Raw genomic sequence first — 18,878 nt, 5'->3', positions numbered from 1 at the left:
AGGACATCGACATGGCGAAGCGACTGGCCATCGTGCTGACCGAGGGCTACGCCGACTGGGAATGCGGGCTGCTGATGGCGACGGCGCGGGGCGAGTGCGGGGCCGAGACCGTGGTCCTGACACCCGGCGGCGCGGACGTGACCTCGCTCGGCGGCGTCTCCATAAGGTCCGCCGGCAGGGCGGAGGACGCCGCGCCCGGCGATTTCGACGTGCTGGTGCTGTGCGGCGGCACGATCTGGCAATCCGGCCAAGCGCCCGACCTTTCGGCTCCGGTCGCGCGCTTCGTTTCGGCGGGCAAGCCGGTCGCCGCGATCTGCGATGCGACACTGGCGCTCGGCCGCCTCGGCCTGCTCGACGACCGGGCGCATACCGGCAATTATCGCGGACAGCTGCCGCAGGTCGTGCCCGGCTATCGCGGGGCGGCGCTCTACCGCGACCAGCCTCAGGCCGTCAGCGACCGCGCCGTCATCACCGCCTCGGGCGCGGCCCCCGTCTCCTTCGCGCGGGAAATCCTCGACGCCATCGGCCTCGGCTCCGCCGACCTGTCCGGCTATCTCGCGATGTATGGCGACGAGCACCGCAAGGCGCCGGCGTGACCGCCTCTATCCCCGGCCCGCATCATCTCCCCATATGGGCAGGGCGATCGCATTAGGAAGGAGACCGCTGCCACACCTCCCCTTCTCCCCCGTGGGGAGAAGGTGGCCCGAAGGGTCGGATGAGGGGGGTGGCTCGGACGGATCGGTTACGCCTTCGCCACCCCCCTCATCCGCCTGCCGGCACCTTCTCCCCACGGGGGAGAAGGGGAGGTGTGGCACCGTCGAACCCCATATGCGTTAGCCCCTGCCCATATAGGAGGGGTTCACATCCTGTCCGATCACGCCAAGGCGGGGGGCACCCCCGCCTCAATGGGCCGGGATCGCCTTCAGGTAAGCCGCGATCGCCTCGCGGTCCTCCTTGGGCAGCAGCGCCATGTTCTTCTGCACCGACACCATGGCGCCGCCGACGCTGTCGAATTCCGGCGTGAAGCCGGTTTCGAGATAGCTGGCAATGTCGCCCGCGCTCCAGCTGCCGAAGCCGCCCTCGGCCGGCGTGATGTTGGGCACGCGCCCCTCGCCTTCCGGGTTCGGCCCGCCGGCCAGCCACAGATCCGTCTTCAGCCCGCCGAGGACGTCGCGCGGCGTGTGGCACTCGCCGCAATGGCCCGGCCCTTCCACGAGATACTGGCCGCGCCTGACGGTCTCGTCAGCGCTTGCGAGCGCCACCCGCGGCGCCTCGTCGAGATAGAGCAACTTCCAGCCGCCGAGCGCGAGACGCATGTTGAACGGGAACGGCAGGTCGTGGCCGGGCGCCACATTGCCGCTCTTCGGCAGGGTCTTCAGGTAGCCGTAGAGGTCGGCGATGTCCTTCACCGTCATGCGCGCATAGGAGGCATAGGGGAAGGACGGGTAGAGGTGCTCGCCGTCGCGGCCGGTGCCGCGCTTCATGGCGTCGCCGAACTCCGCCAGCGTCCAGGCGCCGATGCCGGCCGTCTCGTCGGGCGAGATGTTCGGCGCGTGGAAGGTGCCGAACGGGCTCTTCAGCGCAAGGCCGCCCGCCAGCACCAGCTTCTGGTCCTCCGCCGCGCCCGGCGCGGCATGACAGCTCGTACAGCCGCCAGCATGGAAGATGCGCTCGCCGTTCGCCAGGTCCGGCTCGCCCGCCGCGGCCCAGGTCTCGGCCGGCAGCCGCTCCGGCGCGGTGATGAAGAGGAAGGCGCCGGCGCCGATCGCGCCCAGCACGACGATCCCGCCGAGAAGTTTCTTGAGTGCCATGAGAATTGCCTCTCGCCAGCCGCGCGAGCCCCGCCACCGCGGCATCCGGACATGGATTGCCGCCCCGGCGGTCGCCGGGGCGGTCTGCGTTCGTTTCGGGTGGGATGGCCTACCGCGGTCACTTCTTGACGCGGTAGACCTCATGACAGCCGCCGCAATTGGGGCCGATCGTGCCGAGCGCGGCGCCCACGGCCGCCTGGTCCGCCGGCAGGCTGGCGAGCACCGTGTCGGCATCCGTGCCGAGCTTGGCGGCCTTGGCCTTGAAGTCGTCCATCGCCTCCCAGATCTTCGGGCTGGCTTCGGTCTCGTTGCCCGTCTCGGAACCGGCCGGGAACTGGTCCGGGAAGGCCTTCCCCACCTCGCTCATGGTGGTCAGCGACGCCTTGACGACGTCCGCGTCATAGGGCTTTTCGCCCTTCGCGATGCCGGCAAGCGCGCCCATGGCCCCGCCGACCTTCTTCATCATCTCCTGGCGGACGACCTGCGGCTCGTCCGCCGCCACGACGGCCCCTGCGCCGATGACCGCAAGCGCGGCCGCGGCCGCCAAAGTCCTGAACTTCATCGGGTTCTCCCGGTTGCTGGCGGGCGGCTTGCGCCGCGCCGCCGGTTTACGATGCGCGGGCATCTTTGCATTTTGGGAAGTCGAGGAAAGTAAAATATTTTTGAGAACCAGAATGTTGCGCCTTTCACACGCTGCCCCAGCCGCGCCACACCGTAACCACCGCGATCGCCACGAGCAGCACGCCCGCGGCGCGGCCGATGAGGCGGGTGGCGGCGGGGCTGCCGGTCAGCGCATCGCGGCTGCGGGCGGCGGCGAGCGCAAGGCCGCCATAGACGGCAAGCTGCGTCGCCCAGATCATCGCCAGCATGACGAGCGTCTGGCGCCAGAGCGGGCCGAATTCCGGGCGCAGGAACTGCGGGAAGACGGCGAGCATGAAGAGATAGGCCTTCGGGTTCATCAGGCTCGTCAGCGCGCCCTGGCGGAAGCGCGTCGCAAGGCCGCGCCGGTCGAGGCTGCCGACGGCATCGACGACGATCGAGGAGCGGAAGAGCTGCCAGCCGATGAAGGCGACATAGGCGGCGCCGAGGAGCAGCAGGCCGTTGAAGAGGCCCGGCGCGAAATGCAGCAGCATGCCGACGCCGAGCGCGGCATAGAGCGTGTGCACGAGGCCGCCCGCCATGATGCCGAAGGTCGCCGAAAGCCCCGCCTTGCGCCCGCCGGAGAGGGAACTCGCCAGCACGAAGACCATGTCCATGCCCGGCACGATGATGATGCCGGAGACGAGCAGGAAGAAAAGCCAGAGGTTTTCGCTGTAGGTCATGTCAGTTGTCCATTGCCGATATGCGCCCGGAAGCCCGCTGCCTCCTTGTGTTTCAAGCGCTTGAAGCGTGCTATAGCGAGGACCAACTGACAGGGTTGTGTCAGTTGTGAGGGGAACGACCATGCGCAAGGCTTCGCGGCTCTTCGAGATCATCCAGATCCTGCGCCTCGCCCGCCACCCGATAACGGCGGCCGAGGTCGCCGGGCGGCTGGAGGTGACAGTGCGCTCGATCTACCGCGACATCGCCGCCCTGCAGGCGATGCGCGTGCCGGTGGAGGGCGAGCGGGGCATCGGCTACATCCTGCGCCCCGGTTTCGACCTGCCGCCGCTGATGTTCTCCATCGAGGAGACCGAGGCCGTGGTGCTGGCGCTGGCGCTTCTGGAGCGCACCGGCGACGCGGAGCTGAAGGCCGCCGCCCGGCGGGTCGGCGACAAGATCGCCGGCGCCGTGCCGCCGCCGCTGCGCCAGACGCTCTCCGCCCGCGCCCTGCACGCCTGGGACACGACGCCGCGCCAGCCCGAGGGGATCGACCTTGCCACCGTGCGCCGGGCGATCCGCGACGAGGAGACGCTGCTGATCGACTACCGCGACGAATATGGCCGCGCCAGCGAGCGCACCATCCGCCCCATCGCCCTCATCTATTATTCCGAGACCGCCAACATCGTCGCCTGGTGCGAGCTGCGCGCGGCCATCCGCAATTTCCGCGCCGACCGGGTCGAGGCCTGCGAAACGACGGGCCGGCTTTTCCGAGGCGATGGCGACAGGCTGCGGCAGCTCTGGATTTCCGGCTGGGCGGAGAACCGGCGGGATGCGGGGTAAGGCCTATTCCGGCCATTCCTCCGCCGGCCAGTTGCGGGCCGCATGGATGACGCGGAGGATGAACAGCGTTTCCCGGCCGTCCTTCATCTCGAGGCCATAGGCGATGATATAGGGCAGCCCGCGCACGGATTTCTCATAGGTTCCGCCGACACGTCCCGGCCGACCGATGGGCCGCTCGCCGAGCAGGAGGGCGGCAGCATCGATGCGGCTGGCGACCGAACGGGCGGCCGCGGGATCATCGCGCGCGATATGGCTTACCTGCCGTTTGAGATCGTCGAGAGCGGATAGCGACCAGCGGACAGGCCGCTTCACGGGCGATCGCGCTCAGCCGCGTCGATGAGGGATGCCAGTTCGGACATGGCCTCCTCATGGGAAACCGTGCGCCCGTGGCGAACGTCTTCCAGGCCCTGATTGACGCCCTCGACGATCGCAAGTTCGCGGGCGACATAGGCGGAGACCGCCTCGGCGGCGAGGAAGGACCGACTGCGCCGCGTATCCGCGGCCAGCCGGTCGAGTTTTTCCTTGAGGTCCGCGCTGACGCGGATCGTCATCGTCGTGCTGCCCATACCCGCCACCTGTGTTCGCTTGTGTACATCCTAGCACAAATGGCACGCCATATCCAAGGCATGGAAAACCCCGGCCGTTTCCAGCCGGGGTTTCCTGAACTCGGAAGCGAAAAACGCCTTACTTCGTGGCGGCTTCGTAGCGCTCCAGGACGTAGTCCCAGTTGATCAGGCTGTCGACGAAGGCCTCGAGGTATTTCGGGCGGGCGTTGCGGTAGTCGATGTAGTAGGAGTGCTCCCAGACGTCGACGCCGAGGATCGGGCTTGCGCCGTGCACCAGCGGGTTCTCGCCGTTCGGGGTCTTGGAGATGGCGAGCTTGCCGTCCTTGACGGAGAGCCAGGCCCAGCCGGAGCCGAACTGCGTGGTGCCGGCGGCGACGAAATCGGCCTTGAACTTGTCATAGCCGCCGAGATCGCTGTCGATCGCCTTCTGCAGGGCGCCCGGCAGGCTCTTGCCGCCGCCGCCCTTCTTCATCCACTTCCAGAAATGGATGTGGTTGTAGTGCTGGCCGGCATTGTTGAAGAGGCCCTGGTTGGTGCCGTAGGACTTCTTGACGATCTCTTCCAGCGAGAGGTCCTGAAGGCCCGCTTCCTCGGCCAGCTTGTTGCCGTTGTCGACATAGGCCTTGTGGTGCTTGTCATGGTGATATTCGAGCGTTTCGCGCGACATGAAGGGCGTGAGCGCATCGTAATCGTAGGGAAGCGGCGGAAGTTCGAAAGCCATCGTGGTGTCTCCTCTTGGCGACGGAATTTTTTCAATGAAATCCGTGAGCGGAACATAGGAGCGGCAACCGGAAGAGGCAACCGCCCGGGTTCCAATTTTTCCTGACATGCGACAAAATCCTTCCCGTTTCCCGTGTCGGATCAATGACAAATGGAACCGGATTCGATCTGAAACATTTTGTCCGACACCCCCGACACGGAGCCTGTCCATGCATCTTCGCCTGCTTTCCGCCCTTCCGCTCCTGCTTGCCGCCCCGCTCGCCCATGCCTCCTCGCCCGATGCATGGGAGGAATTCCGCGCCGATGTGGAGAAGAGCTGCCTCGCGAGCCTGCCGGAAGCGCTTGGCACGCCGAACGTCTTCGTCGAGCCGACGGGCACGCAGTCCTTCGGCCTTGCCGCGATCGAGGGGCTTTCACCGGAATCGAAGAGCCAGATCACCTATCTCTGCGTCTATGACAAGGAGAAGAAGACGGTGGAGGTCTCCCCGCCCATCGCCGCGGAGTTCCTGCATGTGGTGCGCGAAAGCGAGCGCGAGGCGGCGGCGGCGGAACGGGCCAAGACGGGCGACAACAAGACGGTGGACGAGGCCGGGCAGGAATAACCTGCCCCTCAGATATTCCCGGCGAGGAAATCGATGAAGGCCCGGATGCGGGCCGCCAGGTGCTCGTGGCCGGCAAAGACGGCATGCACGACCTCGACCTCGCCGGGATTGTAGTCCTCAAGCAACGGCACCAGCGTTCCGGCCGCAATGTCCTCCTCGACATGGAAGCGGCCGATGCGGCCGATGCCGAGGCCGTCGAGGCAGAGCTGGCGCAGGATGGCGCCGCTGGAGACCAGCATGTTGCCGGAGACCTCGCGCATCTCGACCGCCTTGCCGTCGCCGGACAGGAACGGCCAGCCCGCCATGCTGCGGCGGAAGTTGAAGCGCAGGCAATTGTGGGCGGCGAGCTCGTCCGGGTGCCGCGGCGTGCCGGCGCGGGCGAGATAGGCGGGCGCTGCGATGACGACCTCGCGGCTTTCCAGCAGCTTGCGCGCCTTCAGCGACGAATCGCGCAAGGGACCGGAGCGGATGGCGACGTCGGCGCGCTCGCCGATCACGTCGATCACGCCGTCGGTCAGCGTCAGGTCCAGCTCGATCTCCGGATAGAGCGACAGGAAGGCCGGCGCCAGCGGCAGGATGTAGCGCTCGCCGAAGCCCACGGAGGCATTGACCCTCAGCGGCCCGCGCGGCACGACGCGCGCGCCCGCCGCCACGATGCGCTCCGTCTCGGCGATTTCGGCCAGGATGCGCCGCGCCCGGCCAAGATAGACCTCCCCTTCCGGCGTCAGCTCCAGCCGGCGCGTGGTGCGCACGAGAAGGCGCGCGCCCAGCCGATCCTCGATGCGGGTGACGAGCTTGCTGACCGCCGAGGGCGACAGGCCGAGCTTGCGGCCGGCGGCCGAAAAGCTCTTCAGCTCCGCCGCCAGCACGAAGACGTCCATTTCGCCGGCCCGGTTGTCCATGCGCCACCTTTGAATTCAATTCACATATTCTTATCCACTTGACCGGATTAACACGCAAGTGGTCGGGTGCCATATTCCGCGGCGAACCAGAAACGCAACCCAGCCAAGCCGTCCGCTTCAAGCCGGACGCGGGGATATGCCATGCCACTTGCCCTCTTCGCCCTGACGGTCGCCGCCTATGCGATCGGCACCACCGAATTCGTGATCGTCGGCCTGCTGCCGACCGTCGCGACAGACCTTGCCATCACCCTGCCGCTCGCCGGCCTCATCGTTTCCGTCTACGCGCTCGGCGTCACCTTCGGCGCGCCCGTGCTCACCGCCCTCACCGGCCGGCTCGGCCGCAAGCCGCTGCTGCTTTGCCTGATGGCGCTCTTCGTCGCCGGCAATGCGCTGGCGGCGCTCGCGCCGGGCTACGGCGCACTTCTGGCCGGCCGCGTGCTCTCCGCCTTCGCGCACGGCGTCTTCTTCTCCGTCGGCGCCACCATCGCGGCCGACCTCGTTTCGCCCGACCGGCGCGCCTCGGCCATCGCCATGATGTTCATGGGCCTCACCGTCGCCATCGTCACCGGCGTGCCGCTCGGCACCGTCATCGGCCAGAGCTTCGGCTGGCGCGCCACCTTCTGGGCCGTCGCCGGGCTCGGCCTTGTCGCCTTCGCCGCCATCGCCCTCCTGCTGCCGTCGAACCTGCGCCGGGAAAAGCCGGCGGGCCTTGTGGAGCAGGTGCGCGTGCTCGGCTCCGGCCGCCTCATCACCGTCTTCGCCATGACGGCGCTCGGCTATGGCGGCACCTTCGTGACCTTCACCTTCCTCTCGCCGCTGCTGCAGGAGGTCACCGGCCTTTCGGCGGGCACGGTCAGCCTCGTGCTCGTGCTCTATGGCGCGGCCATCGCCCTCGGCAACATCGTCGGCGGCAAGGTGGCGGACCGCGATCCGGTGAAGGCGCTCGTCGTGCTCTTCGCGCTGCAGGCCGCCGTGCTCGTCCTCTTCACCTTCACGGCGCCCGCCCCGGCCTTCGCGCTCGTCACCCTCGCCGCGCTCGGCTTCCTGTCCTTCGCCAACGTGCCCGGCCTCCAGCTCTATGTCGTCGACATGGCGCGGCGCCATCGCCCGGCCGGCGTGGACGTCGCCTCGGCGCTCAACATCGCCGCCTTCAACCTCGGCATCGCGGCCGGCGCCTGGATCGGCGGGCTGGTCGTCGCCTCGCCGCTCGGCCTTCGCGCAACGCCCGCAGTCGGCGCCGTCCTCGTGGCCGCCGCGCTCGGCCTGACGCTTCTCAGCGGCGCGCTCGACCGGCGCGAGCGCGCCCGGCCGGACGCCGCCTGCCAGCCGGCCTGAAACCCTTGCCCCCGCCGGGGCGTTACCGCCTCATTCCCGGCAGTTCCGAACGCAAAACCGCCACGCAGATTTGCTGGAATTGCCTGCGCTCCGGCGGGCCCCCAACCTGAAAGGAGAATGTCATGAAAACCGTCAACGCCAATGGCGCCCACATCCCTCAGCTCGGCTTCGGCACGTTCCGCATGCCGGAACCCGAAGTCCTCGCCATCCTGCCGAAGGTACTCGCCGAGGGCTTCACCCATATCGATACCGCCCAGATCTACGACAATGAGGCCGCCGTCGGCGCGGCCATCGAGAAATCCGGCATTGCGCGCGACAGCCTGTTCCTCACCACCAAGGTCTGGGTCGACAATTACGGCCGGGACAGGTTCGCCGCCTCGGTGGAGGAGAGCCTGAAGAAACTGAGGACCGATCATGTCGACCTCCTCCTCCTGCACTGGCCGAACGAGACGGTGCCGCTGGAGGCGCAGATCGGCGAGCTCAACGCCGTGCGCGAGCGCGGCCTTGCGAGGAATATCGGCGTCAGCAACTTCAACAGCGCCCTGATGGCCGAGGCCGTGCGCCTCAGCACCGCGCCGCTCGCCACCAACCAGGTCGAATACCATCCCTATCTCGACCAGATGAAGGTGCTGGAAGCGGCCGAGACCTATGGCATGGCGCTCACCGCCTATTATGCGATGGCCGACGGCAAGGTGCCGAACGATCCGGTGCTGAAGGAGATCGGCGCGGCGCATGGGAAATCGGCGGCGCAGGTCGTGCTGCGCTGGCTGATCCAGCAGCCCGACGTGGTGGCGCTCACCAAGACGGCGACCGAAAGCCGGATCGCCGAGAACCTCGCCGTCTTCGACTTCGTGCTGTCACCGGACGAGATGATGCGCATCCACCGGCTTGCCCGCCCGGACGGCCGCATCGTCAGCCCCGACGGCCTCGCCCCGGCCTGGGATCGCGCCGCCTGACAATTCCTCGCCCCTCCTGCGGCGCGGGCCGCGGGAGGGTTTCACACAAAAGCCTCCCCACGCTCCTGCCGTCATGCCAGACTTGGTCTCCGATTCCCCATCCGCCGGGAGGCCCTGTTGGACGACCTCGAGACATTGCTCGCCGCCGGCGGTTCGACGGCGCTGCTCGCCGTCCGGGGCCGCGAGGTGGTCTATGCGCGCGGCTTCCATGCCCACCGCTCCAGCGTCGCCTCGGTGCGCAAATCCCTGATCGGCATCCTTTACGGCATCGCCGTCGCGGCCGGCGAAATCGACCTCGACGCCACGCTGGGCGATCTCGGCATCGACGATCTTACGCCGCTGACGCCGCAGGAGAAGCAGGCGACCGTCGCGGACCTGCTGAAATCCCGCTCCGGCATCTACCACCCCTGCGTCTACGGCATGGAGCCGGGGCGGCCTGCGCGCGGCAGCCATGCGCCGGGGACGTTCTGGTACTACAACAACTGGGATTTCAACGCCCTCGGCACGATCTACCGGCAGCAGACCGGCCGCACGCTTGCCGGGGCATTCCAGGAATATGTCGCCGGACCGCTTCAGATGCAGGATTTCGCGGTGGAGGACGTTTTCGATGTTCCCGGCCCGCAATCGCGCCATCCCGTCTACAAGATGCGTCTTTCCGGCCGGGACCTGGCGCGGGTCGGCGTGCTCTTCCTCGAAGGCGGCCGCTGGGAGGGCCGGCAGGTCGTGCCGGAAACGTGGGTGGCGCAGAGCACGCGGCCGCTGACCGATCTCGGCGGCGGGCGCGGCTATGGCTATCTCTGGTGGACGGCGGAGGCGAATGCGCCGGGCGACGACCTTTCCACGGACTGGCCGGTCTTCTATGCCAGCGGCGCGGGCGGCCAGTACATCATCGTCATCGAGGCGCTCGGCCTCGTCGTGGTGCACCGGGCGGCGGATGTCGACAAGGGCATCGGCCATGCGCAGATGGGGAGGATCCTGCGCGCCCTGCTCCGCACCATCGCCTGAGCCGCCCCTTCCCAAACAGGGTCCCGATCCGATATGGAGGGTGCGCGCCCGACGCGGCGCCGGGAGCCCTTCATGCAGTCCTCATCCTCAACCGTCTTCTCGCCGGACTGGCCGGCCATTGCCGCCGTCATTCTCGGCGTCACCGCCTTTTCCGTGGCGCAGGGGCTCACCTATCCGCTGATCTCGCTGACGCTGGAAGCGCGCGGCTTCTCCCCGGCGCTGATCGGCGTCAATGCGCTCGCCTTCGCCGCCGGCCTTGCCGCCTCGACGCTGCTGCTCGGCAGCCTGACGGCGCGCTGGCGGGCCGACCGGCTGATCATCGCCAGCCTCGTCGGCTGCTCGCTGTGCCTTGCCACCTTCGCGGCGTCGTCCTCCTTCGCCGTCTGGTTCCTCGCCCGCTTCCTGCTCGGCTTCTTCGCCAGCCTCATCTTCATGCTCGGCGAGGCCTGGCTCAACGCCGCCTGCCCGGACCGGCTGCGCGGCCGGGTCTCCGGCATCTACGGCGCCGGCATGTGCGCCGGCTTTGCCGCCGGGCCGCTCGCCATTCCGCTCCTCGGCAGCGAGGGCGGGCTCGGTTTCGCGCTGACCGCCGTCTACCTCGCCATCGTCGCCTTTGCGACCGCCATGCTGATGTTCTCGACCAGGACGGTGCCGGAGCCCTCCTCGACGGGCGACGTCTTCCGCTTCTTCAAGGCCGCGCCGCTGCTCGTCGGCATGGTCTTCGCCTTCGGTTTCGCCGATATCGCGGCCATCTCGGCCATGCCGGTCTATTTCGTGAAGATGGGGCATACGGAGGCCTTCGCGGCGATCAGCGTGACGGTGCTCGCCCTGCCGACGGCGATCGCCCAGCCCTTCATCGGCCTCCTGCTCGACAAGCTGCCGCGCGAACGCGTCGCCCTCGCGGCCGTCGTCGTCGCGGCGGCGAGCTATCTCATCCTGCCCTCGATGCAGTCGGAAGTCGCCATCCTCTCGGTCTTCGCGCTGATGGGCACGGCCACCTTCTCGCTCTATACCTGCGCGCTGACCATGCTCGGCGAGCGCTACAGCAGCGCCATGCTGGTGGCCGGCGCCGCCGCCTTCGCGCTCGCCTATGCGGCGGGCAGCGGCGCGGGCTCGGCCCTGACGGGCGCGATCATGGAGGCCGGCGGGCCGAAGGCCGGCCCACTCTCCGTCGGCATCGGGCTGACGCTCTTCACCGCGGCGCTGATGATCGCGCGGCGGCGGTAGGGACGTTTCCTCTATCTGCCGGCACAGGTGAGGTTGCCTATTGCGACACCCCCCTCTGGCCTGCCGGCCATCTCCCCCTCAAGGGGGGAGATCGGATGGAGCAACGCTTTGCCTCTCTTCAACGGTGCTGATCAAGCTAGGTTTGCACGTCTTGCCAATCTCCCCCCTTTGAGGGGGAGATGGCCGGCAGGCCAGAGGGGGGTATCGCAATAGGTGACGCTCCTGCCCTATCCTTGTCGGGTCGGGCTTACAGTGGCCCGATCAGACGAACTGGCTGAGGCCCGGTACGGAGGCGACGACTTCGTCGACCACCTCGGCGCCGGCATGCTCGCGGGCGACCGCCATGGTTTCCTTGGCAAGGCCGGTGATCTCGCCCATGCCGAGGCCCTGGCTCATCAGCTGCTGGCCGAGGCCCATGACGCCGCCGCCGCCGATCGCGCTCATCAGCCCGCCGAGCAGGCCTTCGCCCGCGCCTTCGCCATTGTACTTGGCGACCAGTTCGGACGCGCCAGGAATGGCCTCGATCATGCGGGCGACCGGGCCGTCGGCGGCCTCGCGCTGCAGGAAGCCGAGCATCATACCGATGGCCTTTTCCGCCAGGGCGGCGTCGATACCGACGGCATCGGCAACGCGGGTGACGAGTTCGTTCATGGAAAACCCTCCGAAAGGAATTGACGTTAACGTCAAGGTAAATGAATTGTCCGGCAAACTCAAGCCGGCTGCGCGGGCCTTCGACACGCGGGCAGGCACCCCTTCAAAGCGTGTTGTTCCCGTGCCGGACTATCCTTATAACCTGCCTGAGACGATTCAATGAAAACCTGCCCGGCGCGGCGATCTGCCCGCCGGCAGCGATCGGGTCAGAACGGCGCCAAGGAGTTTCAACGTGACGGAATCCATTCTTCAGGACGGAAAACTCTATATCGGCACCAGCCGCAAGCCGGACGATACCAACAACAAGCCGGAATATCTGGAATTGAAGTTCGGCAACCGCCACGGCCTCGTGACGGGGGCCACAGGCACCGGCAAGACGGTGACGCTGCAGATCCTCGCCGAGGGCTTTTCCAATGCGGGCGTGCCGGTCTTCTGCGCCGACGTGAAGGGCGACCTCTCGGGCATCGGCGCCATCGGCGAGGCCAAGGACTTCCTGCAGAAGCGCGCCGACCAGATCGGCCTTACGCCTTACGAATTCCAGCAGTTCCCGGTGATCTTCTGGGACCTTTACGGCGAGAAGGGCCACCGCGTCCGCACCACCATTTCCGAGATGGGCCCGCTCCTGCTCTCGCGCCTGATGAACGCGACGGACGCGCAGGAAGGCGTCATCAACATCGCCTTCAAGATCGCCGACCAGGGCGGCCTGCCGCTGCTCGACCTGAAGGATTTCCAGGCGCTGCTCAACTACATGGGCGAGAACGCCTCGGCGCTCTCCAGCCAGTTCGGCTTCATCTCCAAGGCCTCGGTCGGCTCGATCCAGCGCGAGCTGCTGATCCTCGAACAGCAGGGCGCCGAGCAGTTCTTCGGCGAGCCGGCGCTGAAGATCTCCGACATCATGCGCACCACCAATGACGGGCGCGGCGCGATCTCGGTGCTCGCCGCCGACAAATTGATGATGAACCCGCGCCTCTACGGCACCTTCCTGCTCTGGATGCTCTCGGAGCTGTTCGAGGTGCTGCCGGAAGTGGGCGATCCCGACAAGCCGAAGCTCGTCTTCTTCTTCGACGAGGCGCACCTTCTGTTCAACGACGCGCCGAAGGTGCTGGTCGAGCGTGTCGAGCAGGTCGTGCGCCTCATCCGCTCCAAGGGCGTCGGCGTCTATTTCGTCACGCAGAACCCGCTCGACGTGCCGGAAACCGTGCTCGCCCAGCTCGGCAACCGCGTGCAGCATGCGCTGCGCGCCTATACGCCGCGCGAGCAGAAGGCCGTGAAGACTGCCGCCGACACCTTCCGCCCCAACCCGGATTTCAATTGCGCCGAGGTCATCACCAATCTCGGCACGGGCGAGGCGCTCGTCTCGACGCTGGAGGGCAAGGGCGCGCCCTCGATGGTGGAGCGCACGCTGGTCCGCCCGCCGGCCTCGCGCCTCGGCCCCGTCACCGAGGCCGAGCGCAGGGAGATCATGAATGTCAGCCCCGTCGCCGGTCTCTATGACGAGGATTTCGACCGCGAATCCGCCTACGAGATCCTGACCGCCCGCGCCAAGAAGGCGGCCGAGGCCGCCGCCGCGCAGGAGCAGGCGGAAGAGCAGCAGGCCAGCACCCAGTCCTCCGGCGGCAGCCGCTGGACCCTGCCCGGCTTCGGCGACGACGAACCCGCCGCCCAGCCCGCCCCCAAGCAGCCGAAGGCGCGCTCCGGCTACCAGCGCGAGACCGTGGCGGAAGCAGCGATGAAGTCGGTCGCCCGCACCGTCGCCTCCTCGCTCGGCCGGGCGCTGGTGCGCGGCATCCTGGGGAGCTTGCGGCGGTAGGCGCTGCTCGGCCCTGCCGATGGGGTAGATACCCCTCTTCCCTGCCGGACATCTGCCCTGAGGGCAGGTCATCGCATATGGAATTCGACGGTGCCATTCTCCCCTTCTCCCCCGCGGGGAGAAGGTGGCCCGAAGGGTCGGATGAGGGGGTGGCTCGGACGGATCGTTTGCGCCTTCGCCATCCCCCTCATCCGCCTGCCGGCACCTTCTCCCCGCAGGGGAGAAGGGGATGGGGCCACGGTTTCCTTTTAGAGGCGTTAGCCCTGCCCTTGTGGAGGGAGATGCTCTGCGGGGCAGAGGGGTGCTTTCCCCTCTCCGCTTGCCAAAACCCGCAAGCGAATGCTACCACTTCCCCCGTTCGCAACACGTAACAGAGGGCTGCGCGTGAAGACCGACTTCCTGCCGAACCGCACGCATGGTCCTGATCTTGCCCTGCAGATGCGTTTGCAGGGCTGATCGGAACGAACACACTCTTCTTCTGGTCTGCCTCCCGGTGGGTGCGGTTTCAGCCGCATCCATGTCCCTGAGCCATTCCGCGTGATCGACGGCCGATGCCGCACCGCGGGGCTCCGAAGACCAGAGATCGTTCCATGTCGCTCATCACTATCCGCGCCCTCGGCGTCACCCTCTCCACCCCGCTTTTCGCCGATCTCAACCTCTCCGTCGCCGCCGGCGACCGGATCGGCCTCGTGGCGGCCAACGGGCGGGGGAAATCCACCCTGCTGAAATGCATCACCGGCGCCTTCGAGCCGACGACGGGCGAGATTTTTCGCGCCCGCAGCCTCACCGTCGGGCATATGGAGCAGGACCTTCCCGCCGGCCTCGAGGCGCTCACCTTCCGCGAGGCCGTGCTCGGCGCGCTTTCCCCCGAACAGCAGGAGAGCGAAGGCTGGCGGGCCGATGTCACGCTGGAGGAGCTGGAGGTGCCCGAGGCGCTGCGCGAGCGGCCGCTTTCCCAGCTCAGCGGCGGCTGGCAGCGCATCGCGCTGATCGCCCGCGTGCGCGTCGGCGAGCCGGACGTGCTGCTGCTCGACGAGCCGACCAACCATCTCGACCTTTCGAAGATCGCCCGGCTGGAGGGGTGGCTCGCGAGCCTGCCGCGCGACATGCCGGTCGTCATCTCCAGCCACGACCGCGCCTTCCTCGACGCCGTGACCAACCGCACGCTGTTCCTGCGCCCCGAGCGCTCGCAGCTCTTCGCGCTGCCCTATTCGCGCGCCCGCGCGGCGCTCGACGCGGCGGACGCGGCCGAGGAGCGGCGCTTCGAGAAGGACATGAAGGCGGCCCAGCAGCTGCGCCAGCAGGCGGCCAAGCTCAACAATATCGGCATCAATTCCGGCAGCGACCTCCTGGTGGTCAAGACCAAGCAGCTCAAGGAACGGGCCGAGCGGATCGAGGACGCCGCGCGGCCCGCCCATCAGGAGCGCCCGGCCGGCACCATCCGCCTCGCCAACCGCGGCACCCATGCCAGGGTGCTGGTGACGCTGGAGGATGCCGCCGTCGGGACGCCCGACGGCACCCTCCTCTTCCGCACCGGCCGGAAATTCATCTGCCAGGGCGACCGCATCGTGCTGCTCGGCCGCAACGGAGCCGGCAAGACGCGGCTCGTCCGGCTGCTGCGCGCGGCGATCGCGGCAGCGGGCGCCGGCCATGAGGGCATCAAGGCGACGCCCTCGCTGGTGCTCGGCTATGGCGACCAGGCGCTGTCGGACCTTTCGGACGCCGAGACGCCGCACGGCACGATCATCCGCCGCTTCGACATCGGCGACCAGCGGGCGCGCAGCCTGCTCGCCGGCGCCGGGCTTTCCATCGAGATGCAGGGGCGGCCGGTGGGGCTGCTCTCCGGCGGGCAGAAGGCGCGGCTCGGCATGCTGGTGCTGCGGCTGACCAATCCGAACGTCTACCTGCTCGACGAGCCGACCAACCATCTCGACATCGAGGGCCAGGAGGCGCTGGAGCGGGAGCTGACGGCAAACGAGGCGAGCTGCCTCATCGTCTCGCACGACCGCGCCTTCGTGCGGGCGGTGGCCAACCGCTTCTGGGTGATCGAGAAGCGGCGGCTCATCGAGGTGGACGGACCCGAGGCCTTCTTCGCCGAGGCGGCTTTGTCGGGGTGAGTCGTCCGCTGCCTGCCGGGATTGCCCCCGCGAGCAACAGGACTATCGCTTGTGAAAGGAAACCGTCGCCTCCTCCCCTTCTCCCCCGCGGGGAGAAGGTGGCCCGAAGGGTCGGATGAGGGGGTGGCTCGGACGGATCGTTTGCGCCTTCGCCATCCCCCTCATCCGCCTGCCGGCACCTTCTCCCCGCGGGGGAGAAGGGGATGTGTGGCACCGTCGAATTCCATATACAATGTCCCCTGCCCGGAAATGGCGGCCGTCAGCCGATGCGCGGGTCGCCGCGAAAATCCTCGCGGGAAAACCCGATCCGGCGCGGCGGGTGATCGCACAGCGCCTGCACGCCGAGCGGCGAGAGCCGGATGCGCCAGGTCTGGCGCTCCACCGGCCTTGGCGCGGCAAAGGCGGAGGCGGTGAGAAGCGCCATGTTGGCGCCGCCGGCCGGATCGCGCACCGAGCGGTAGATTATGGCGGCAAGGCCGGCCGCCCGCGCGCCGTCGGCCAGCGCCTGGCAGGCGGCGTAGTCGGTCGGGTGCGTCCAGAGGGCGGCGTCCCGGTCGAGCGGCGGGGCGGTGAGGTCGAGCGCCGCGCCGGTCTCGACGAGGGCGGAAAAGGCGGTGTAGTCGGCGGCATTGGCCGGGAGCGGCGTTGCGGGCGATTCGGCGAAGAACAGCAACCGGTAGAAGGCCATTTCGGAGAGCGCCGTCTCGACGGAAAGCCCGGCATAGTAGACGCCGAGCGTGCGCCCGGCGCGGCGGAAGCGCGAGCCGTGCGGATAGACCGCCCCGTAGCGGAAGGGGGTGGCGAGCAGATAGTCGAGGCCGGCGCATTCCGGCGGCAGCACCGGCTTGCTCTCCTCCAGAATATCCTCCAGCAGCGCCTGTTCGTCCAGCGTGTCGACGAGCTTCAGCGTCGAGACGCGGTGCTGCGCCTCGACGAAACGCCAGACGGGCCCCGAAAAGGACCGCGCCTCAGACGAGAGCGCGGCGGGCGTCCAGATAGGCAAGGACATCGACAAGGCCGGAAATGGAGACGATGCGATCGACGGGGCGCGCGCCGAGCACGCTGTTGTCCGCCGTCATCCAGGCGCGGGCGACACCCTCGTCGCCGCCGGTGATGGCATCGAGCGAGCGGAAGAGGCGCACGAGCAGCACCGCCAGCTCGAACGGCTTGGTGCCGCGCTCCAGGAGCACGTCCTGCCGCTTCAGCCGCGACACGGTCGCCTCCGAGACCCCGATGACCGCCGAAAGGATGCGCGCCGTCAGCCCCAGCCGCTCCGCCGCATTGACGGCCGCCTTGGTGAGCACGGCGCCTTCGGCATTGGCGTTGATGACGGGCTTGCGCTGCATGACACGATCTCCTTTCACGGGAAAGAATATAGCAACTCTTTTTCCCATGACAAGGGTTTCGTGCCCTTTCCTAGGTGTCCTTCATTTCGATGATCTGGATGAGGTTGCCGCAGGTATCGTCGAACACCGCCATGCGCACGGGCCCGGCATCCATCGGCGGCTGGGTGAAGGCGACGCCGAGCGACACGAGCCGCTGGTGCTCGGCATCGAGATCGTTGACCTGGAAGGAGGCGATCGGGATGCCGTCCTCGACGAGCGCCGCCTTGTAGGGTCCGACGGCCGGATGGCCGCTCGGCTCGAGCAGCAGTTCGGTGCCGTCGGGGTTTTCCGGCGAGACGACGGTCAGCCAGCGGTCTTCGCCGACGGGCACGTCATGCTTGACGCGAAAGCCCAGCACGCGCGTATAGAAATCCTCGGCCTTCGCCTGGTCGTCCACGGGAACGCTGGTGACATAGATCCGCATGGTTTCCTCCTTCAGAGATGGGTTTGCAGCCACTGCCCGACGGCCGCGCGCAGCGGGCCGGCATCGAGCGTGTGCAGCTTCGTGCGCCCCGACCACTCGACGCGCACCAGCCCGGCCTTTTCCAGCATGTCGAGATGCTGGGTGATCGCCTGCCGCGACAGGGTGACCCCGTCCTGTGCAAAGGACAGGGCGCAAATCTCGAACAGGGACTGGCGCGGCCGCTCGCGCAGGCGATCGATGATCCTGCGGCGGGTCGGATCGCCCAGGGCCTTGAAGATGCGGTCGAGGGCATCGTCGTCCATGGCGAAGAATATGCAATAAAATCATTGCATGTCAAGGCGGCGCCACGCGCGCACGACAAAAGGCCCGGAGGCTGGGCTCCGGGCCTTTCGCTCAAAGGTCTGTGCCGGGGATGTCTACTTGCAGACCTTGATCTTCTTGAAGATCACATTGCCGTAGTAGTCGTAGGCCTTGACCTTCTTGATGAAGCAGTGCGGCTTGTAGCCGTAGCTGTAGTAGCCGGCCTGCGAAGGGGCGGCGAAGGAGATGGCGGCAACGGCGGCGATGGCGGCGGAAACGATGATCTTGCGCATGGGGTCTCTCCTGATCTCTGGTTGGGGATGAGCCTCTCTCATCCGGTGATCAGAAGGTCTCACATCCCCCCGCCTCGCGCTGTTCCGCATGGAACACGAAAAGGCCGCCCGGAGGAATTTCCGGACGGCCTTCTTTCGATCTGCCGGCCTGGTCAGGCGACGGTGGTCTTGACGTCGAGATTGCCGCGGGTGGCGTGGCTGTAGGGGCACACGACATGCGCCTTCTTGACGAGGTCCTCGACCACGGCCTTGTCGACGCCGGGCACGGAGACTTCGAGCGAGGCCTCGAGGCCGAAGCCGCCGCCATCCTCGCGCGGGCCGATGCCGACGGTCGCCGTGACCTTGGCGTCATCGGGGATCTTCACCTTTTCCTTGCCGGCGACGAACTTCAGCGCGCCGAGGAAGCAGGCCGAATAGCCGACGGCGAACAGCTTTTCCGGGTTGGCGCCGGCCGCGCCGTCGCCGCCGAGTTCCTTGGGCACGGTGAGCGTGACGTCGACGGTGCCGTCCTCGGTTGCGCCATGGCCGGCGCGGCCGCCGGTTGCGGATGCCTTGGTTCTGTAGAGAATGGGCATGGATGTCTCCTTCCTGGTTTCGTTGGCGATGGATTCTAGATAGCGCAAAATCATATT

24 protein-coding genes are annotated in these 18,878 nt (G+C 67.7%); 10 read left to right on the top strand and 14 right to left on the bottom strand.

Translation table 11 applies throughout. The features are described 5' to 3' along the window. The first annotated feature begins 11 nt into the window (after positions 1–11). Complete coding sequence (locus WMC41_RS05205) at positions 12–596, top strand: DJ-1/PfpI family protein (protein ID WP_432347226.1); 585 nt, start codon at positions 12–14, stop codon at positions 594–596. Between the two features lie 306 nt (positions 597–902). On the opposite strand, the gene WMC41_RS05200 is transcribed toward WMC41_RS05205, so the two are convergent. From WMC41_RS05200 to WMC41_RS05190, 3 genes are all read right to left on the bottom strand, one after another. Continuing rightward, positions 903–1,817, bottom strand: coding sequence for a c-type cytochrome (locus tag WMC41_RS05200; RefSeq protein ID WP_432348268.1), 915 nt, complete (start codon positions 1,815–1,817; stop codon positions 903–905). A gap of 112 nt (positions 1,818–1,929) precedes the next feature. After that, positions 1,930–2,373 (bottom strand): c-type cytochrome, encoded by a 444-nt coding sequence (locus tag WMC41_RS05195; RefSeq protein WP_244769906.1) that lies wholly within the window; start codon positions 2,371–2,373, stop codon positions 1,930–1,932. Between the two features lie 124 nt (positions 2,374–2,497). Next, positions 2,498–3,133: a LysE family translocator gene (locus WMC41_RS05190; protein ID WP_288083651.1), complete on the bottom strand. Its 636-nt coding sequence runs from the start codon at positions 3,131–3,133 to the stop codon at positions 2,498–2,500. 121 nt (positions 3,134–3,254) lie between these two features. Between WMC41_RS05190 and WMC41_RS05185 the strand changes: the two genes are divergently transcribed. After that, positions 3,255–3,953, top strand: a complete 699-nt coding sequence (locus WMC41_RS05185; protein ID WP_432347225.1) for a helix-turn-helix transcriptional regulator — start codon at positions 3,255–3,257, stop codon at positions 3,951–3,953. A 3-nt stretch (positions 3,954–3,956) separates the two neighbouring features. Here the strand turns inward: WMC41_RS05185 and WMC41_RS05180 are convergent, their stop codons facing one another. The 3 genes from WMC41_RS05180 to WMC41_RS05170 all read right to left on the bottom strand — a co-directional run bounded on the left by WMC41_RS05180 (position 3,957) and on the right by WMC41_RS05170 (position 5,240). Next, entirely contained in the window at positions 3,957–4,265 is a 309-nt protein-coding gene (locus WMC41_RS05180; protein WP_432347224.1) for a type II toxin-antitoxin system RelE/ParE family toxin, read from the bottom strand. Continuing rightward, entirely contained in the window at positions 4,262–4,519 is a 258-nt protein-coding gene (locus WMC41_RS05175; protein WP_432347223.1) for a CopG family ribbon-helix-helix protein, read from the bottom strand. Before WMC41_RS05175 ends, WMC41_RS05180 begins: the two co-directional genes overlap by 4 nt. 118 nt (positions 4,520–4,637) lie before the next feature. Beyond that, positions 4,638–5,240 (bottom strand): superoxide dismutase, encoded by a 603-nt coding sequence (locus WMC41_RS05170; RefSeq protein ID WP_432347222.1) that lies wholly within the window; start codon positions 5,238–5,240, stop codon positions 4,638–4,640. Between the two features lie 208 nt (positions 5,241–5,448). On the opposite strand from WMC41_RS05170, the gene WMC41_RS05165 reads away from it, so the two are divergent. After that, positions 5,449–5,841 carry a hypothetical protein gene (locus tag WMC41_RS05165; RefSeq protein WP_272804841.1) on the top strand — a complete coding sequence of 131 codons (393 nt, stop codon included), beginning with the start codon at positions 5,449–5,451 and terminating at the stop codon, positions 5,839–5,841. A gap of 8 nt (positions 5,842–5,849) precedes the next feature. On the opposite strand, the gene WMC41_RS05160 is transcribed toward WMC41_RS05165, so the two are convergent. Further along, positions 5,850–6,743: a LysR family transcriptional regulator gene (locus WMC41_RS05160; RefSeq protein ID WP_244769899.1), complete on the bottom strand. Its 894-nt coding sequence runs from the start codon at positions 6,741–6,743 to the stop codon at positions 5,850–5,852. Positions 6,744–6,884: 141 nt separating this feature from the next. Between WMC41_RS05160 and WMC41_RS05155 the strand changes: the two genes are divergently transcribed. From WMC41_RS05155 to WMC41_RS05140, 4 genes are all read left to right on the top strand, one after another. Continuing rightward, positions 6,885–8,078 (top strand): MFS transporter, encoded by a 1,194-nt coding sequence (locus tag WMC41_RS05155; protein WP_432347221.1) that lies wholly within the window; start codon positions 6,885–6,887, stop codon positions 8,076–8,078. Between the two features lie 122 nt (positions 8,079–8,200). After that, on the top strand, positions 8,201–9,034 hold the full coding sequence (locus tag WMC41_RS05150) for an aldo/keto reductase (RefSeq protein ID WP_432347220.1): 834 nt from the start codon (positions 8,201–8,203) through the stop codon (positions 9,032–9,034). Between the two features lie 117 nt (positions 9,035–9,151). Beyond that, positions 9,152–10,039: a serine hydrolase domain-containing protein gene (locus tag WMC41_RS05145; protein ID WP_432347219.1), complete on the top strand. Its 888-nt coding sequence runs from the start codon at positions 9,152–9,154 to the stop codon at positions 10,037–10,039. Between the two features lie 72 nt (positions 10,040–10,111). Then, positions 10,112–11,266 carry an MFS transporter gene (locus tag WMC41_RS05140; RefSeq protein ID WP_432347218.1) on the top strand — a complete coding sequence of 385 codons (1,155 nt, stop codon included), beginning with the start codon at positions 10,112–10,114 and terminating at the stop codon, positions 11,264–11,266. Positions 11,267–11,527: 261 nt separating this feature from the next. Here WMC41_RS05140 and WMC41_RS05135 read toward each other — a convergent pair whose 3' ends face one another. After that, entirely contained in the window at positions 11,528–11,917 is a 390-nt protein-coding gene (locus tag WMC41_RS05135; protein WP_244769894.1) for a hypothetical protein, read from the bottom strand. Here WMC41_RS05135 and WMC41_RS05130 point away from each other — a divergent pair. From WMC41_RS05130 to WMC41_RS05120, 3 genes are all read left to right on the top strand, one after another. Next, positions 11,916–12,080: a hypothetical protein gene (locus tag WMC41_RS05130; RefSeq protein WP_244769893.1), complete on the top strand. Its 165-nt coding sequence runs from the start codon at positions 11,916–11,918 to the stop codon at positions 12,078–12,080. The genes WMC41_RS05135 and WMC41_RS05130 overlap by 2 nt on opposite strands. An 81-nt stretch (positions 12,081–12,161) precedes the next feature. Continuing rightward, the gene (locus tag WMC41_RS05125; protein WP_432348266.1) at positions 12,162–13,727 is read left to right on the top strand and encodes a helicase HerA-like C-terminal domain-containing protein; all 1,566 of its coding nucleotides are present in this window, start codon (positions 12,162–12,164) and stop codon (positions 13,725–13,727) included. Between the two features lie 590 nt (positions 13,728–14,317). Further along, positions 14,318–15,844, top strand: coding sequence for an ABC-F family ATP-binding cassette domain-containing protein (locus tag WMC41_RS05120; protein ID WP_432347217.1), 1,527 nt, complete (start codon positions 14,318–14,320; stop codon positions 15,842–15,844). Between the two features lie 259 nt (positions 15,845–16,103). On the opposite strand, the gene WMC41_RS05115 is transcribed toward WMC41_RS05120, so the two are convergent. The 6 genes from WMC41_RS05115 to WMC41_RS05090 all read right to left on the bottom strand — a co-directional run bounded on the left by WMC41_RS05115 (position 16,104) and on the right by WMC41_RS05090 (position 18,821). After that, on the bottom strand, positions 16,104–16,853 hold the full coding sequence (locus WMC41_RS05115; RefSeq protein ID WP_432347216.1) for an RES family NAD+ phosphorylase: 750 nt from the start codon (positions 16,851–16,853) through the stop codon (positions 16,104–16,106). Continuing rightward, positions 16,813–17,190, bottom strand: a complete 378-nt coding sequence (locus WMC41_RS05110) for an MbcA/ParS/Xre antitoxin family protein (RefSeq protein WP_245082246.1) — start codon at positions 17,188–17,190, stop codon at positions 16,813–16,815. The genes WMC41_RS05115 and WMC41_RS05110 overlap by 41 nt, the downstream gene beginning before the upstream one ends. A 70-nt stretch (positions 17,191–17,260) precedes the next feature. Next, complete coding sequence (locus WMC41_RS05105; protein WP_432347215.1) at positions 17,261–17,653, bottom strand: VOC family protein; 393 nt, start codon at positions 17,651–17,653, stop codon at positions 17,261–17,263. An 11-nt stretch (positions 17,654–17,664) separates the two neighbouring features. Further along, positions 17,665–17,955: an ArsR/SmtB family transcription factor gene (locus WMC41_RS05100; RefSeq protein ID WP_272804832.1), complete on the bottom strand. Its 291-nt coding sequence runs from the start codon at positions 17,953–17,955 to the stop codon at positions 17,665–17,667. 114 nt (positions 17,956–18,069) lie between these two features. Further along, positions 18,070–18,246, bottom strand: a complete 177-nt coding sequence (locus WMC41_RS05095; RefSeq protein ID WP_272804301.1) for a hypothetical protein — start codon at positions 18,244–18,246, stop codon at positions 18,070–18,072. 152 nt (positions 18,247–18,398) lie between these two features. Then, entirely contained in the window at positions 18,399–18,821 is a 423-nt protein-coding gene (locus WMC41_RS05090; protein WP_064329445.1) for an organic hydroperoxide resistance protein, read from the bottom strand. Positions 18,822–18,878 lie beyond the last annotated feature (57 nt).

This window comes from Shinella yambaruensis, from assembly GCF_050859155.1.
In the GTDB taxonomy this organism is placed as follows: domain Bacteria; phylum Pseudomonadota; class Alphaproteobacteria; order Rhizobiales; family Rhizobiaceae; genus Shinella; species Shinella yambaruensis.
Note: the sequence above shows the minus strand (reverse complement) of the source record. Positions and strands in the feature narration are given on the sequence as shown.

Bases quoted from the DNA above. Each gene is read 5' to 3' on its own strand.
- WMC41_RS05140 (WP_432347218.1), top strand. From the start codon at position 10,112: ATGCAGTCCTCATCCTCAACCGTCTTCTCGCCGGACTGGCCGGCCATT.
- WMC41_RS05165 (WP_272804841.1), top strand. From the start codon at position 5,449: ATGCATCTTCGCCTGCTTTCCGCCCTTCCGCTCCTGCTTGCCGCCCCG.
- WMC41_RS05135 (WP_244769894.1), bottom strand. From the start codon at position 11,917: ATGAACGAACTCGTCACCCGCGTTGCCGATGCCGTCGGTATCGACGCC.
- WMC41_RS05170 (WP_432347222.1), bottom strand. From the start codon at position 5,240: ATGGCTTTCGAACTTCCGCCGCTTCCCTACGATTACGATGCGCTCACG.
- WMC41_RS05110 (WP_245082246.1), bottom strand. From the start codon at position 17,190: ATGCAGCGCAAGCCCGTCATCAACGCCAATGCCGAAGGCGCCGTGCTC.
- WMC41_RS05205 (WP_432347226.1), top strand. From the start codon at position 12: ATGGCGAAGCGACTGGCCATCGTGCTGACCGAGGGCTACGCCGACTGG.
- WMC41_RS05185 (WP_432347225.1), top strand. From the start codon at position 3,255: ATGCGCAAGGCTTCGCGGCTCTTCGAGATCATCCAGATCCTGCGCCTC.
- WMC41_RS05090 (WP_064329445.1), bottom strand. From the start codon at position 18,821: ATGCCCATTCTCTACAGAACCAAGGCATCCGCAACCGGCGGCCGCGCC.
- WMC41_RS05155 (WP_432347221.1), top strand. From the start codon at position 6,885: ATGCCACTTGCCCTCTTCGCCCTGACGGTCGCCGCCTATGCGATCGGC.
- WMC41_RS05115 (WP_432347216.1), bottom strand. From the start codon at position 16,853: ATGTCCTTGCCTATCTGGACGCCCGCCGCGCTCTCGTCTGAGGCGCGG.
- WMC41_RS05095 (WP_272804301.1), bottom strand. From the start codon at position 18,246: ATGCGCAAGATCATCGTTTCCGCCGCCATCGCCGCCGTTGCCGCCATC.
- WMC41_RS05160 (WP_244769899.1), bottom strand. From the start codon at position 6,743: ATGGACAACCGGGCCGGCGAAATGGACGTCTTCGTGCTGGCGGCGGAG.
- WMC41_RS05150 (WP_432347220.1), top strand. From the start codon at position 8,201: ATGAAAACCGTCAACGCCAATGGCGCCCACATCCCTCAGCTCGGCTTC.
- WMC41_RS05130 (WP_244769893.1), top strand. From the start codon at position 11,916: ATGGAAAACCCTCCGAAAGGAATTGACGTTAACGTCAAGGTAAATGAA.
- WMC41_RS05195 (WP_244769906.1), bottom strand. From the start codon at position 2,373: ATGAAGTTCAGGACTTTGGCGGCCGCGGCCGCGCTTGCGGTCATCGGC.
- WMC41_RS05120 (WP_432347217.1), top strand. From the start codon at position 14,318: ATGTCGCTCATCACTATCCGCGCCCTCGGCGTCACCCTCTCCACCCCG.
- WMC41_RS05190 (WP_288083651.1), bottom strand. From the start codon at position 3,133: ATGACCTACAGCGAAAACCTCTGGCTTTTCTTCCTGCTCGTCTCCGGC.
- WMC41_RS05100 (WP_272804832.1), bottom strand. From the start codon at position 17,955: ATGGACGACGATGCCCTCGACCGCATCTTCAAGGCCCTGGGCGATCCG.
- WMC41_RS05105 (WP_432347215.1), bottom strand. From the start codon at position 17,653: ATGCGGATCTATGTCACCAGCGTTCCCGTGGACGACCAGGCGAAGGCC.
- WMC41_RS05175 (WP_432347223.1), bottom strand. From the start codon at position 4,519: ATGGGCAGCACGACGATGACGATCCGCGTCAGCGCGGACCTCAAGGAA.